The organism is Pseudomonas sp. GW821-FHT12A04, from assembly GCF_058807755.1.
Window position 1 is genome coordinate 213130 of the sequence record NZ_JBXAQZ010000002.1, and the last position, 13932, is coordinate 227061.

Below are 13932 nucleotides of genomic sequence, written 5' to 3' on the forward strand. Positions count from 1 at the left end.
TGAGCGTGAACGATTATGCGGGCCGTCTGGATAACCGCGTCGTCTTCAAATTCATCGCGAGCGGGCTCGCCCCTACACACGATATGGCGTTAACGCACTGCGTAATCCAAAACAATCCCCACAAAAATCGCCAACCCCGCCCAATGGTTGTGTAAAAACGCCTTGAAGCAACGCATGCGGTCCCTGTCGCGGGTGTACCAGAACTCCCAGGCAAAGCAGCCCGCGGCCGCCAGTAATCCAAGGTGGAACCAGCCACCGAGGTCGAACTTCGAACCCGCCAGCAACAGGCAACCCAGCGCCAGCCCTTGGAGGGTCAGGATGATCGCCCGGTCCGCGTCGCCGAACAGAATCGCCGTGGATTTCACGCCGATCTTCAGGTCGTCATCGCGGTCGGTCATCGCGTAATACGTGTCGTAACCCACGGTCCACATCAGGTTGGCGATCCACAGCAGCCACGCGACAGCCGGCAGTTCACCGGTTTCTGCGGTGAACGCCATCGGCATCCCCCACGAAAATGCAGCGCCCAGCACCACTTGCGGGTAATAGGTGTAGCGCTTCATGAACGGGTAACTGAACGCCAGCGCCAGGCCGCCCAACGACAGCCAAATGGTCGCGGCATTGGTGCACAGCACCAGCAGGAAACTCACGCCCATCAGCAGTGCGAAGAATACCAGTGCCTCTTTGGAGCTGATCTTGCCGCTCACCAGCGGCCGCTGCTCGGTACGCTTCACATGACCATCGACCTTGCGGTCCGCCCAGTCGTTGATCACGCAGCCGCCAGCGCGAGTCAGTACCACGCCAAGGACGAAAATCACAATGTTGGCCAAGGAGGGCGAACCCTTGCCGGCAATCCATAGCGCCCACAGCGTAGGCCAGAGCAGCAGGTAAATGCCGATCGGCTTGTCCATGCGGGTCAGCTGAATGAAATCCCAGGCCCGAGGGTTCAAGCGGTTCAAGGACTTGAGCAGGCTTTGGTACATCAACGGTTCTCCGATTGGGCGCAGGCGGCGTCCCACAGGGAAGGCAGGAAAATTTCGGCCACCAAAACGCTCAAGGCGCCGCGGTCGAAGCGCGAGCGGCGGCCCCACAGTCCAGGCGATTGCACCTCGGCGGGCAGCCACGCTTGCGGATAATGGCAAACCTCGATGGCCCGGCGCTGGAAGGCCTGATCGCAAAACAGCAATTCGCCCAGCGAGCGGCTGCCCAGTTCGTCCATGTGCAAGCCGTCGCCTTGCAATGCACTGCGTGACGCCACGCTGCGCGCAAACACCCACGCCTGGCCATGACCGCGCAAATACACCTCGCGGACCCAGCCCTCACTGCCATCGGCCAGGTCCAGTGCTGCGCATTCGTCGGCACGCAGGGGCTGCCAGCCTTCGAACATCGGCGAGACGCTGAAGGCGTCATTCGACAGATGAATCAGACGTCTGGTCAGCGAGCCTTCGTCGAACAGCCAGTCGAGGGTGGAGGCATCGGGGAGGGGCGCCAGTTCGCTGCGCGAGAGCCAGAGAGAAGCTGGAGAGGGGGATTCTGTGTGATGCACAATGAGTCATTATTGGCAGCAAATGAGGCGGCGAGCTTAACATGTCAGCCGCCGATATCGATTGAAATGGCCTGCCGTTGCGCCGAACAGGCTTGCATCCGATGGCTCCGATCAGTACAAAACGCGCTGAGTTGGACGGCAGTGCTACAACCATCGACCGTCCGGCCAGCAAAACGCCTGAACCCTGAGGAAGTACCTGATGAAAAAGTGGCAATGTATCGTCTGCGGCCTGATCTACAACGAAGCCGACGGTTGGCCGGATGACGGCATTGCGCCGGGCACCCGTTGGGAAGACGTCCCGGCAGACTGGCTGTGCCCGGACTGCGGTGTGGGCAAAATGGATTTTGAAATGATCGAAATCGCTGCCTGAATAATTGAGGAGTAAGGAATGAACGCACCTGTCGTAATCATTGGCACCGGCCTGGCTGGCTACAACGTGGCCCGCGAGTTTCGCAAACTCGATAGCGAAACCCCGCTGCTGCTGATTACCGCCGATGACGGGCGCTCCTACTCCAAGCCGATGCTCTCCACCGGCTTCGGCAAAAACAAGGATGCCGACGGCCTGAGCATGGCCGAACCCGGCACCATGGCCGAACAGCTCAAGGCTGAAATACGCACCCACACGCGCATCAGCGGCATCGACCCGGGCCACAAGCGCTTGTGGATCGGTGAAGAAGCGGTGATCTACCGCGACCTGATCCTGGCCTGGGGCGCCGAAACCGTGCGTGTCCCCATTGAAGGCGACGCGGCGGACTGCGTGTTCCCGATCAACGACCTGGAAGACTACGCACGCTTCCGTGCGGCGGCAGCCGGCAAGCGCCGCGTGCTGCTGCTCGGCGCCGGCCTGATCGGCTGCGAGTTCGCCAACGACCTGACCCTGGGTGGCTACGAAGTGCAGCTGGTTGCGCCGTGCGAACAAGTCATGCCGACCCTGTTGCACCCGGCGGCTGCCGCTGCGGTGCAGGCAGGCCTCGAAAGCCTTGGCGCTCGCTTCCACCTCGGGCCGGTGCTCAACCGCCTGCAGCGCGTGGCTGACGGCCTGGAAGCGCACCTGTCCGATGGCCAGGTGATCCCGTGCGACGTGGTGGTCTCGGCCATTGGCCTGCGACCGCGCGTCGACCTGGCGGCTGCGGCCGGTCTGCAGGTCAACCGCGGCATCATGGTCGACCGGCACCTGAAGACTTCCCACGCCAACATCTACGCCCTGGGCGACTGCGCCGAGGTCGACGGGCTGAACCTGCTGTACGTGATGCCCCTGATGAGCTGTGCGCGAGCGCTGGCGCAAACCCTGGCCGGCAACCCGACCGCCGTCACCTATGGCCCGATGCCGATCACCGTCAAGACCCCGGTCTGCCCGTTGGTGGTGTCCCCGCCGCCACGGGGCGCAGAGGGCATCTGGACAGTCGAAGGGCAGGGCGCCGACATCAAGGTTTTATGCCGCGATGCCGCGGGCAAGCTGCTCGGTTACGCCCTCACCGGTGCCGCCGTGATGGAAAAACTGGCCCTGAACAAAGAGCTTCCGGCCCTGTTGGCATAAATACCAGTCGTTCTGTCGGAATCACCCCCCTTTTGCCCTAACAATGGCCGCGCCGATACTGGCGCGGGGCCTCACTGCGTGCCATCCTCACTCCCGTCTGCCGCAGAGTAGAGCACCTGCGGCGCTTTGGGCGCTGCTCCATAGAGAGCAGCACGGACATAACAACAACAAACCGTCAAAGGGGCTTCACTCACATGCGTAAACCAGACCTCGCTGCAGCCATTGCTGAAAAAGCAGACCTCACCAAAGAACAAGCCAACCGCGTTCTCAACGCCGTTCTTGAAGAAATCACCGGTGCCCTGCACCGCAAAGACAGCGTGACGCTGGTGGGCTTCGGCACCTTCCTGCAACGCCATCGCGGTGCCCGCACCGGCAAAAACCCGCAAACCGGTGAACCCGTCAAAATCAAGGCCAGCAACACCGTTGCTTTCAAGCCTGGGAAATCGTTGAAAGACAGCGTTAATCCGTAATCCGTTTTCACCTCCCGCGTAGCGGGGGAGTGGAATAAAAAATGGGCACGCCAACCAGGGTTGGGTGCCCATTTTTTGTGGGTGACGAATCAGCCGAGCCCGCTTTGTTGCTTGGCGAGAATCGCCGCCATTTCCGGCTCATCCAGATGATTCAACGCCCGCTCTACCAGCAAATGCGCACCCTCAGCCACTCGACTGATCGCCAAGGCTACTGAGCGGCGTGAGCCGTCTACATCATCGGCCAGGTCAGCGGCAATGGCGCTGATGGACAGCAGATCTTCCGAGGCGTTGGCCAGGAGTGCTTCGGTGTTGATGTCCGGGCAGACGCTGAAGAGTTGGCCGCTGCGTTTCGTTGAGCTCCTACAGAATGTGTTTCGTTTGGTGTAGGAGTGGTGTGTGGAGTGGTCTTGAAGGAAGTTTTGATAATTGTGACTTGGTGGTCATCGTGAGGGTAATAGTTCTGATCTTCTTCTAACGCAAGCAGATACTGGTGTTATCGCCTGAAGCCGTTAAACTGCCCAAGCCGTTCATTTTCCTTCTGAGGCTGTGCGCATGAAATTTCGTTTTCTGCTGTGGATGCTGGGTTTGTTGATGGGTAAGGCCAGCCGGAATAATCCGGCGTTTCAGCAGCAGCTGGGTGACAAGGATCTGGTGTTTCAACTGCAGACCCTGGACGGGAAAGTGGCGCGGCATTTCCGCGTGAAGGATCAGCGCATCACCAGTCAATCGGGTGTGCATGCCGAGCCTGCATTTGCGATTGCCTTTAAAGATGCCGCGTATGGCTTTGCCACGATGCAGGCGAAGAACAAGCAGCTGGCGTTCATGACGGGGATTCAGGACAAGTCGATTCAGATCAAGGGCAACCCGGCGCTGGTGATCTGGTTCCAGGGGTTGACCAAGTATTTGAAGCCGAAGAAGGTGTAGGAGCGAGCTTGCTCGCGAGAAACTCAAGCCCCCCGCGGTTATCCAGGATGCACGCGTCATCGTTGACGACTTTCGCGAGCAAGCTCGCTCCTACAAGGTTTTGGTGATCCTTGTGGGAGCGAGCTTGCTCGCGATGCTTTTCAGCCTTGAGTGAATTGCGAAGCCAGTTCGCGCAGCAGCACTTCGGCCTCGAGGACTTTGCTGACCACATCTTCGGCCTTGGCGCGGCTCAGGCCTAGGCGCTCAAGCAGCGCGTCGGGGATGTCTTCGTCGGGGCCGGAGCCGATGTTACGGCTGCGCAGCAGGCGCACGGCCAGGCAGACCAGGTTCGGGTACTCGGCGTAGGCGCCGTCGTAAGCCGGGTCGTGCTGGAAGCGCAGCGCCGTGGACAGTTCTTCGGGCATGTCCCAGTGGCGCATCAGCCATGCGCCGATCTGTTCGCGGCTGATGCCCAGCAGGTGTTGCTCGATGTAGCTGTGGCACAGGTGCGGGTTGACCTCCAGGTGACGGCAGATCAGCGAGAAGTGCGGCGGGAACACATGGGCCAGCAGCAGGTAGCCGAAGTTGTGCAGCAGGCCGGCGAGGTAGGTCAGGCCGGCCTCCGGACGCTGGGCGCGCGGCATGGCGCGGGTCAGGCCTTCGATGACGGCGGCGGTGTAGATCGATTGCTGCCAGTACGGGGTGGAGTGTTGCGGGTGGTCCTTGGGCAGGCTCAGGGTTTTGCCCAGGGCCAGGCCCAGCGCCAGGTTGATCACCAGGTCGAAGCCCAGCACGCGCACGATGGCGTCTTCAACGGAGCGGATCTTTCCCGGCGACGCGTAGTAGGGCGATGCCGCCCAGCTCACCACTTGTGCGGCCAGCGCCGGGTCGGTTTCGACCACGCCGGTGATGTCGTCGATGGTGGCGTTGGGGTCGACGCGCAGCTTGATGATTTTTTGCGCGGTTTCGGCCAGCGGCGGAATTTCGATGGTCGCTTCCAGACGCTGCTGGATACGCCGTGCGGTGAACGCCTGGACGGCCTGGGTGATTTCCTCGCGGTCGTCATCGGGGCGGTCGAGGTTGGGACGGATGCTGGTCAGGTTTTCGCCGAAGTTGGCGGCGCTGGCCTTGGTCAGCATGGTCGCCTTGAAGTCTTCGCTGGTGATTTCCAGCAGCACGCCCGGCTCACCGGAGTTGATCAGCAACTTCGGCTCGCGCAGCAGGCTTTCGTCATACAGGCACGGTGAACTGGTCAGCGCCGGCAAGCCCGGCAGCAAGCTGAGATTGTGCTTGCCGAGCATTTTTGTCAGGCGTTCGGTGGGTACGGCGGCGAGGCGGCGACCGGTGAGCTCGGTCAGGCGATTGAGGTCCAGCAATTGGCTCTGCGGGAACAGCACCATCAATACGCCAATGCTGTCATCCAGGAGAACAGCCTGCACTTTGCGCGCGGCATTGAGACCGTGACGGTCCAGCACTTCTTCGTAGGCAATGCCCAGCTTGCCCAGCATCAGCCGAATAACCGACGGAGCGTGCGGGGTGTCGGGTGCGAAGGCAACGTCGGTCATGGTCTGTATCCGGACTTAAACAATTGCAGGAGTATAACCAGCTTGCTTGGGGCCACGCCTCAGAAACCGTGACGGTTGTCACACTTGGCCGTATTGTTGGCCATGACGCAGCCATCGATCGAGTAGCGGGCTGACGTGGGTCGGCCAGCGCTCGAGCAATGCCTGGGCGGCATCCCGCACGGCGGGCAGCAAATCGGCATCGCGCATCAGGTCGGCGACCTTGAATTGAAGTAAACCTGTCTGCCGGGTGCCGAGCATTTCGCCGGGGCCGCGCAGTTCCAGATCCTTTTCGGCGATGACGAAACCATCGTTGGTTTCACGCATGATGCCCAGGCGCTGGCGGCCGATCTGCGACAGCGGCGGATGGTAGAGCAGCACGCAATGGCTGACGGCGCTGCCCCGGCCGACGCGGCCGCGCAACTGGTGCAATTGCGCCAGGCCCAGGCGTTCAGGATTCTCGATGATCATCAGGCTGGCGTTGGGCACGTCCACGCCGACTTCGATCACCGTGGTCGCGACCAGCAATTGCAGGTTGCCGGCCTTGAATTCGGCCATCACCGCGGCTTTTTCCGCAGGCTTCATGCGGCCGTGGATCAACCCGACCTTCAGTTCGCCGAGGGCGGCGGTGAGGTCCTCAAAAGTGGTTTCCGCTGCCTGGCAGGTCAGCTCTTCCGACTCTTCGATCAGCGTGCACACCCAATAGGCCTGACGCCCTTCGGCGCAAGCGCTGCGCACTCGCTCGATGACTTCGACCCGCCGGGTGTCGGTGATCAGTACGGTGTTGACCGGGGTTCGGCCGGGGGGCAGTTCGTCGAGGATCGAGGTGTCGAGGTCGGCGTAGGCACTCATGGCCAGCGTGCGCGGAATCGGCGTAGCGGTCATGATCAGCTGATGCGGGCACATGCGCCCGCCGACGCCTTTCTGCCGCAGGGCCAGACGCTGCTGTACGCCGAAACGGTGCTGTTCGTCGATGATCACCAGTGCCAGGTTCTTGAATTGCACTTCGTCCTGGAACAGCGCGTGGGTGCCGACCACCATCGGCGTGCCGCTGGCGATTTGCTCCAGTGCGGCGACGCGGTTCTTGCCCTTGAGCTTGCCGGCCAGCCATGCGACTTCAATGCCCAGCGGCTCGAGCCAGCGCTTGAAGGTGATGAAGTGCTGCTCGGCGAGAATCTCGGTGGGCGCCATCAGCGCGACCTGATAACCGGCCTCCAGCGCTTGAAGTGCGGCAAGGGCGGCGACCACGGTTTTGCCGGCGCCGACATCGCCCTGGATCAGCCGTAGCATCGGTTCGTGCTGGCTGAGGTCATAGGCGATTTCGTTGCCGACCCGCTGCTGGGCACCGGTCGGGCTGAAGCCGAGGTTGGCCAGGTATTTGGCTGGCAGCTTGGTAGCTTTGGGCATCGCGGGCGCACGCAGGGCGCGCATGCTTTCACGAAGGCGCTGTTGCGACAGTTGATGGGTCAGCAGTTCTTCGAAAGCCAGACGGTGCTGTGCCCAGTGGTGACCGAGGGCCAGTTCATCGACGTCGGCATCGGCGGGCGGGTTGTGCAGGTAGCGGATCGCATCGGCCAGCGGCGCCAGTTGGTAGTCGCGGGCCAGTTCGCTCGGCAGCCAGTCGGGCAGGCTGCTGGGGCCGAGCAGGGTGAGGGTCTGCATGCACAACTGGCGCAAGCGCTGTTGGGTCAGGCCTTCGGTGAGCGGGTAGACCGGGGTCAGGGTTTCATCCACCGGCGGCGGTTCGTCGCCGGTGATGGCGCGGTATTCCGGGTGGTAGATCTCCAGCCCCGAAGCACCGGGCCGCGCTTCGCCGTAGCAGCGAATCCGCGTGCCGCGTTTGAGACCTTCCTTTTGCGCGTTGCTGAAATGGTAGAAGCGCAGGCTGAGTCCGCCGGTGCCATCCTGCAACCGGACCACCAGGCTGCGCCGACGCCCCATGACCACATCGGCACCGCTGACAGTGCCTTCGATGACCGCATCCTGACCGGGCCGCAGTGCGCCGATCGGCACCACGCGAGTGCGGTCCTGATAACGCAGGGGCAGGTGAAACAACACGTCCTGGAGGTTTTCCAGGCCGACCTTGGCCAGTTTCTCGGCCATGGCTTCACCGACACCCTTGAGTGCCGTCACCGACACTTGCGACAACTCGCTCATGACCGTTGCTTAGCCCGCAGCGACTTGCGCCGCTGGCTTGGCCACCGAGCACAGGCGAATGGAGTCAGCGAGAATTTCAATCGCTTTCGGGCGCGGGAAGCTGGCGCGCCAGGCAATGGCCACGGTGCGGAACGGTACGGGTGCCGACAACGGACGCACCTCGATCACGCCGGGGGCGTAGTGATGGCTGTCGACCGCCGACAACGGCAGGATCGAAATCCCGAGACCCGAGGCGACCATGTGGCGAATGGTTTCCAGGGAGCTGGATTCCACCGTGGTGTGCTTGGCGCCGTCGTTGCCTTTGGTCAGCGTCGGGCAGGCTTCCAGTACCTGGTCGCGGAAGCAGTGGCCTTCGCCGAGCAGCAACAGGCTCTTGTCATTGAGCAGGCTGGCGTCGATGGATTCCTTTTGTGTCCACGGGTGCTGCGCCGGCATCAGCACGTAGAACGGCTCGTCGTAGAGCTGCAGGGTCAGCACGTCGGCTTCATTGAACGGCAGGGCGATGATGATCGCGTCGAGCTCGCCGTTGCGCAGTTTGTCGCGCAGCACGTGGGTGAAGTTTTCTTCGATGTACAACGGCATCTGCGGGGCGACCCGGTGCAGTTGTGGAATCAGGTGCGGAAACAGGTACGGCCCGACGGTGTAGATCGCGCCGACTTTGAGTGGGGCGGTCAGCTGGTTCTTGCCGGCCTGGGCCAGTTCGCGGATGCCTTGGGCTTGTTCCAATACCTTTTGGGCCTGGGCCACGATGCCTTCGCCGACCGGCGTCAGGCGCACGGCGCTTTTGCTGCGCTCGAAAATCAGCACACCGAGTTCGTCTTCAAGCTTTTTCACACCCACCGACAGGGTCGGCTGGCTGACGTGGCAACGCTCGGCCGCGTGGCCGAAATGCTGCTCTTGGGCGAGGGTAACGATGTAGCGTAATTCTGTGAGGGTCATAGCAAGCGTCCATGTAGTTGCGGGCCAAGCATACCGGCTGCAATCGATAGACGCACGTTATCAGACTGAGTGTGTCGAGTGACACCGGGTAATCCCAGTTTGCCGCTGGCAGATATGCAAAAGGCACCTTTCGGTGCCTTTTGGGCTTGGAACGCGAGCTTCCTGCTGGCAGAAATCTCTGTGGGAGCGAGCTTGCTCGCGATGAGGGCCCAGCATTCGACATCTGCGTTGAATGTTAGACCGCTATCGCGAGCAAGCTCGCTCCCACAGGGGCAGTACTGTTTTAACGGCGGCGTTTTTCCAGCGAATAAACAAACGGTGCAACGATTTCGATGGAGCCATTGGTCAGCATGTCGGCCGGTGGCTTGGGCAGCGGTTGGGCGCGACGGATCATTTCCAGAGTGGCCCGGTCCAGATCGGCAGTGCCCGAGGCGCCTACCAGCTCAAACGACAACACATTGCCTTCGGCATCCACGACGAAACGCAGACGGTTCATGCCTTCCTTGCCCCGCGCCTGGGCACTTGCAGGGTACTTTTTGTACTTCTGCAGGTGTGCCAACAGCGTGCCTTGCCAACTGGCCTTGGCCGCCAATTGAGCAGGCGATGGGCCCGGCGCAGGCTGGGCGGATTTCTCCGTTGGTGCCTGAGTCTGTTGCGTTTCGGCAGGCTTTTCCTCGGCCGGTTTTTCCTTCGGCGGTTCGGGTTTTTTCTCTACCGGCTTGGGTGGCTGCGGCTTTGGCTTTGGCTTGACGGGCTTGGGCACGGCAATTTCAGCTTTCGGCGCTTCAGCGAGCTTGGGTATCGGCAGTTCTTCAACCGGAGCCGGTGGCTGCGGCGGGGTGACGACCTTCGGCGGAGCAGGCGGTGGCGGGGCAGGAACCGGTGCCAGTTCGACCATCATTGCCTGAGGGGGCAATTCGATGGGCGGACGGGCGGACCAGTTCAACGCCAGCGCGATGGCCAGCGCGTGAACGCCCAGCACCACGGCCAGGCTACCGCTGTAACGCGTCAGCTTATGGCGCGTCGTGATCATTTCTTGGCTGCCGTCTCGAGTCCGACCAGACCTACCTTCAGGTAACCGGCGGAACGCAGGTTGTCCATCACGCTCATCAGATCGCCGTAATCCACGCCTTTGTCGGCCTGGAAGAAGATTGTCGTGTCTTTCTTGCCCTGGGTCTTGGCGTCGAGGGTGGCGCCGAGTGCTTCGGCCTTCACTTCGTCTTCACCAAGGAACAGGCGCTGGTCAGCCTTGACACTGAGGAACACCGGTTTCTCTGGCCGCGGAGCCGGCTTGGCGGTCGAGGCGGGCAGGTCGACCTTGATGTCCACGGTGGCCAGCGGGGCCGCCACCATGAAAATGATCAACAGCACCAACATCACGTCAATGAACGGCGTAACGTTGATTTCGTGGTTTTCGGACAGATCGTCGTCTGCCCCTTCTTTCAAATGCAGGCCCATGGCCGATTACCCCACTTTCACCATGTGCGGTTGCGAGCTGCGCTCAGGCTGGTGGTCGAGGTCGCGGCTGACCAACAGCAGGACCTGTGCCGACGCATCGGACACCTGAGCCTTGTAACCGGCGATGGAGCGGGCAAAGACGTTGTAGATCACGACCGCAGGGATAGCTGCAACCAGGCCCAGTGCGGTAGCCAGCAAGGCTTCGGCGATACCGGGGGCGACGACGGCGAGGTTGGTGGTCTGGGTCTTGGCGATGCCGATGAAGCTGTTCATGATGCCCCACACGGTACCGAACAGGCCGACGAACGGCGCGGTGGAACCGATGGTGGCCAGCACGCCGGTGCCGCTGCTCATGTTGCGACCGCAGGCCGCGACCAGGCGCTCAAGACGGAAGCTGACGCGTTCCTTGATGCCTTCTTTCTCACGGCTGTTGACCGACAGGCGCATCTCTTCAAGGGCGTCATGTACCAGCAGGTTGGCCAGGGTGCCTTCCTTCGCCGCGGTGGCGCTGGCTTCCTTGAGGGAGGCGGATTTTTTCAGTTGGGCGATTTCACCGCGCAGACGACGCTTGGCGCCCATCAGCTCAAGACCCTTGGCGATCCAGATGGTCCAGGTGATGATCGAGGCGATGGCCAGGCCGATCATCACGATTTTCACGATGATGTCGGCGTTCTTGTACATGCCCCACGGCGACAGGTCGTGGGCCATGCCCAGGGTGTTGTCGGCTTCGAGGACTTCAGGGACGTCTTCACCCAACGCTTCTGTCGGTGCGGCCTGGGCAGGATCGGTCGCGACCGGAGCAACGGCCGGGGCGGCGTGATCGGCCGGAGCAGGCGCGGTGGCGGCTGGTGTGGCTGGCGCCTGGGCATCGGCGAAAGCGGCGACTGGCGCGAGCATCAGGCTGAAGAACAGGGCGGCCACCGCGCTCCAGGCGCGAGGTCGTTTGGTTGGCGAAGCGGAGAGTTGATTGCGTGTCATGCTGGCCGGACCTGAGAGAAAAAACGGGTGATGTTCTTCCAGGCCTCGAAGGCCGAGAACAAAAGTGGGGAGGCATTATTGCAAGTAATTCTTGTTAGCAGAAGTAATAGCGTCTCTTTTTTTCCTGCATTACTAGCCGCCTGTCTGTTGCCGGCGCTAGTCTGTGGCTTTCCGATGGGAGTTTTCTGATGTCTGCGCCTACTGTTTTGATCGCCGGCTGCGGTGATGTCGGCAGCCGCCTGGCCACACAATTGCTGGCGGCGGGATGGGAGGTCCATGGTCTGCGACGCGACGTTTCACGCCTGCCCAAGGGCGTCATCGGCGTGGCCGGTGACCTGTTTAACAAAGACTGCCCGGACACTTGGCCAATCGGCGCCGTGGATTACCTGGTGTATTGCGCGGCGGCCACCGATCACGACGAAGCCGGTTACCGCGCTGCGTATGTTCAGGGGCTGGAGCATGTGCTGGAGTGGCTGGACGACTACGGGCAGATGCCCAATCGCCTGTTGTTCGTTTCCAGCAGCAGTGTCTACGGTCAGCAGAATGGCGAATGGGTCGACGAGGCTTCACCGGCCGTGGCGGCGGGCTACTCCGGACGTGTGATGCTCGAAGCCGAGCAACTTGCCCTCAAGAGCGGCATTCCGGCCAGTATCGTGCGCCTGACCGGCATTTACGGTCCCGGCCGTGAATGGCTGCTGACCCAGGTGCGCCGGGGTTATCGCGTGGCGGTCGAGCCACCGTTGTATGCCAATCGGATTCATGCCGACGATGCCGCAGGGTTGATCGCGTGTCTGCTTGAGGCGGCTCGGCGTGGGGTGGCGCTGGATGATGTCTACATCGGCGTCGATGATGCGCCGGCAGCGCTGGCCGATGTGGTGGGCTGGTTGCGCGAATATCTGGGTGTGACCGAATGGGCCGATGACGACAGCGTGCGTCGCACTGGCAGCAAGCGCTGCAGTAATGCGCGGGCCAAAGTGTTGGGCTGGACGCCGAAGTATCCGAGTTTTCGCGAGGGGTATGCGGCGATCATTGAAGGGCGCTGCTGACTTCCAGGCACCGTAAACACCTGTGGGAGCGAGCTTGCTCGCGATGGCGGCATAACAGTCAACGATAATGTTGGATGTTTTGGCCTCATCGCGAGCAAGCTCGCTCCCACAGTGTTTCGTGGTGCTTTCAAGGGACGCTTATTGCTTCTCCAGCAACCACTTGCGATCACCCGGCGTGTATTGAGGCATCTCGTCCGCCTGCGCCGTGTTCACGGTCTGGAAAATCTCCAGCTCTTTGCCCTTGCGCGCAAAGATCCAGGCGTTGCCCTGGCCATTGAGTTGCAGCCACATGTTGTCATTGCCGCCGCTCATGGATGCGCAATCGCCGGCCAGGCACAACGCATAACGGTCGCTGCCCGGCAGGCCGGTCACCTGGCCGTCGGCCTGGAATTGAACCGTGTTGCCTTCGCCCGGGCCGTTGACGATTGTCCAGCCGCCGCCCATGTAGGCTGAATACAGGGCGCGTTCGAAGGTGGCACCCATCGGTGCGCCATCCGGTACCTGGATCTGTACGCGGTCGAAGACTTGCTCAGGCTCATTGTCGCTGGCGGACTGGCTCAGTTGCTTGCCGTCACGCTTCAGTTCACTGGCCGAGCTGCCATAAAAGTCGACTTTCCAGGCGCCGGACTCTTCACCCAGCAGCTTGCCATCGACATTTTCAAAACCGTTGGTGTAGCGGGCCTGACCGGCCTTGGTGTTGATGTCCCATTCCAGGTTCGGGCCATAGGCCTGGAGCGCTTCACGCAGGGGGACGCCTTTGGCGGCAGCATCGATCGCCACCTGGTTGATCCAGGTGCCGCTGATGTCACGGTCGGCAGGGTTGCTGGCACATCCGCCCAGGAACAGGGCAAGCAGCGAGAGAACAAGCGCGTTGCGCATGGTGGAATCCTTTCAAGCTTTCTTTACAGCAGAGCAGTCGGCGCAGCCCGAGGCTGCGCCGTACGCATTACTCGATGACCAGGATGGCATCCATTTCGACCTGCGAACCCTTTGGCAGGGCGGCTACGCCGATGGCGGCGCGTGCAGGGTAAGGCTGGTCGAAGTACTTGCCCATGATCTCGTTGACCTTGGCGAAGTGGCTCAGGTCGGTGAGGAAGATGTTCAGCTTGACGATGTCCTTGAACGAACCGCCGGCAGCTTCAGCCACGGCCTTGAGGTTCTCGAATACCTGGACGGTCTGGGCTTCGAAGCCTTCAACCAGTTCCATGGTTTTTGGGTCCAGGGGAATCTGACCGGACATGTAAACGGTGTTGCCAGCCTTGATCGCCTGGGAGTAAGTACCGATGGCGGCCGGGGCCTTGTCGCTGGTGATAACGGTCTTGGTCATGTAGGACTCCTT

At 61.6% G+C, this 13932-nt stretch carries 15 protein-coding genes and 1 pseudogene; 5 read left to right on the forward strand and 11 right to left on the reverse strand.

Annotation, left to right across the window (positions count from 1 at the left end; translation table 11 throughout):
* Window positions 1-89 precede the first annotated feature (89 nt).
* Window positions 90-980 (reverse strand): 4-hydroxybenzoate octaprenyltransferase, encoded by an 891-nt coding sequence (gene ubiA, locus AC1RS8_RS03740; RefSeq protein ID WP_057712729.1) that lies wholly within the window; start codon window positions 978-980, stop codon window positions 90-92.
* Complete coding sequence (locus tag AC1RS8_RS03745; protein ID WP_489339465.1) at window positions 980-1543, reverse strand: chorismate--pyruvate lyase family protein; 564 nt, start codon at window positions 1541-1543, stop codon at window positions 980-982. Before AC1RS8_RS03745 ends, ubiA begins: the two co-directional genes overlap by 1 nt.
* Window positions 1544-1742: 199 nt before the next feature.
* On the opposite strand from AC1RS8_RS03745, the gene AC1RS8_RS03750 reads away from it, so the two are divergent.
* From AC1RS8_RS03750 to AC1RS8_RS03760, 3 genes are all read left to right on the forward strand, one after another.
* Window positions 1743-1913: a rubredoxin gene (locus AC1RS8_RS03750; protein WP_007995385.1), complete on the forward strand. Its 171-nt coding sequence runs from the start codon at window positions 1743-1745 to the stop codon at window positions 1911-1913.
* Between the two features lie 18 nt (window positions 1914-1931).
* Window positions 1932-3080 (forward strand): NAD(P)/FAD-dependent oxidoreductase, encoded by a 1149-nt coding sequence (locus AC1RS8_RS03755; protein ID WP_489339464.1) that lies wholly within the window; start codon window positions 1932-1934, stop codon window positions 3078-3080.
* A gap of 194 nt (window positions 3081-3274) precedes the next feature.
* Window positions 3275-3550 (forward strand): HU family DNA-binding protein, encoded by a 276-nt coding sequence (locus tag AC1RS8_RS03760; protein ID WP_003195589.1) that lies wholly within the window; start codon window positions 3275-3277, stop codon window positions 3548-3550.
* Window positions 3551-3639: 89 nt separating this feature from the next.
* Here the strand turns inward: AC1RS8_RS03760 and AC1RS8_RS03765 are convergent.
* Window positions 3640-3900: pseudogene (locus tag AC1RS8_RS03765) on the reverse strand (DUF6124 family protein); the annotation flags it as partial.
* Between the two features lie 202 nt (window positions 3901-4102).
* Between AC1RS8_RS03765 and AC1RS8_RS03770 the strand changes: the two are divergent.
* Window positions 4103-4474 carry a helicase gene (locus tag AC1RS8_RS03770; protein ID WP_090452172.1) on the forward strand — a complete coding sequence of 124 codons (372 nt, stop codon included), beginning with the start codon at window positions 4103-4105 and terminating at the stop codon, window positions 4472-4474.
* A gap of 140 nt (window positions 4475-4614) precedes the next feature.
* On the opposite strand, the gene AC1RS8_RS03775 is transcribed toward AC1RS8_RS03770, so the two are convergent.
* From AC1RS8_RS03775 to exbB, 6 genes are all read right to left on the reverse strand, one after another.
* Window positions 4615-6018, reverse strand: coding sequence for an aminoacyl-tRNA deacylase and HDOD domain-containing protein (locus AC1RS8_RS03775; RefSeq protein ID WP_218494612.1), 1404 nt, complete (start codon window positions 6016-6018; stop codon window positions 4615-4617).
* Window positions 6019-6096: 78 nt separating this feature from the next.
* The gene (recG, locus tag AC1RS8_RS03780) at window positions 6097-8172 is read right to left on the reverse strand and encodes an ATP-dependent DNA helicase RecG (RefSeq protein ID WP_150812723.1); all 2076 of its coding nucleotides are present in this window, start codon (window positions 8170-8172) and stop codon (window positions 6097-6099) included.
* 9 nt (window positions 8173-8181) lie between these two features.
* Complete coding sequence (locus AC1RS8_RS03785) at window positions 8182-9111, reverse strand: hydrogen peroxide-inducible genes activator (protein ID WP_008047093.1); 930 nt, start codon at window positions 9109-9111, stop codon at window positions 8182-8184.
* Between the two features lie 283 nt (window positions 9112-9394).
* Entirely contained in the window at window positions 9395-10144 is a 750-nt protein-coding gene (locus AC1RS8_RS03790; protein ID WP_015097375.1) for an energy transducer TonB family protein, read from the reverse strand.
* Window positions 10141-10569, reverse strand: a complete 429-nt coding sequence (gene exbD, locus AC1RS8_RS03795) for a TonB system transport protein ExbD (RefSeq protein ID WP_007989589.1) — start codon at window positions 10567-10569, stop codon at window positions 10141-10143. The genes AC1RS8_RS03790 and exbD overlap by 4 nt, the downstream gene beginning before the upstream one ends.
* A gap of 6 nt (window positions 10570-10575) precedes the next feature.
* Window positions 10576-11547 carry a tonB-system energizer ExbB gene (gene exbB, locus AC1RS8_RS03800; protein WP_090452168.1) on the reverse strand — a complete coding sequence of 324 codons (972 nt, stop codon included), beginning with the start codon at window positions 11545-11547 and terminating at the stop codon, window positions 10576-10578.
* A 188-nt stretch (window positions 11548-11735) separates the two neighbouring features.
* On the opposite strand from exbB, the gene AC1RS8_RS03805 reads away from it, so the two are divergent.
* Window positions 11736-12593, forward strand: coding sequence for an SDR family oxidoreductase (locus tag AC1RS8_RS03805; RefSeq protein WP_493162422.1), 858 nt, complete (start codon window positions 11736-11738; stop codon window positions 12591-12593).
* A gap of 138 nt (window positions 12594-12731) precedes the next feature.
* Here AC1RS8_RS03805 and AC1RS8_RS03810 read toward each other — a convergent pair whose 3' ends face one another.
* Together AC1RS8_RS03810 and AC1RS8_RS03815 are read right to left on the reverse strand one after the other, a co-directional pair.
* On the reverse strand, window positions 12732-13472 hold the full coding sequence (locus AC1RS8_RS03810) for a hypothetical protein (RefSeq protein WP_057712738.1): 741 nt from the start codon (window positions 13470-13472) through the stop codon (window positions 12732-12734).
* Window positions 13473-13539: 67 nt separating this feature from the next.
* Window positions 13540-13920 (reverse strand): RidA family protein, encoded by a 381-nt coding sequence (locus tag AC1RS8_RS03815; protein ID WP_003229509.1) that lies wholly within the window; start codon window positions 13918-13920, stop codon window positions 13540-13542.
* Window positions 13921-13932: the final 12 nt, after the last annotated feature.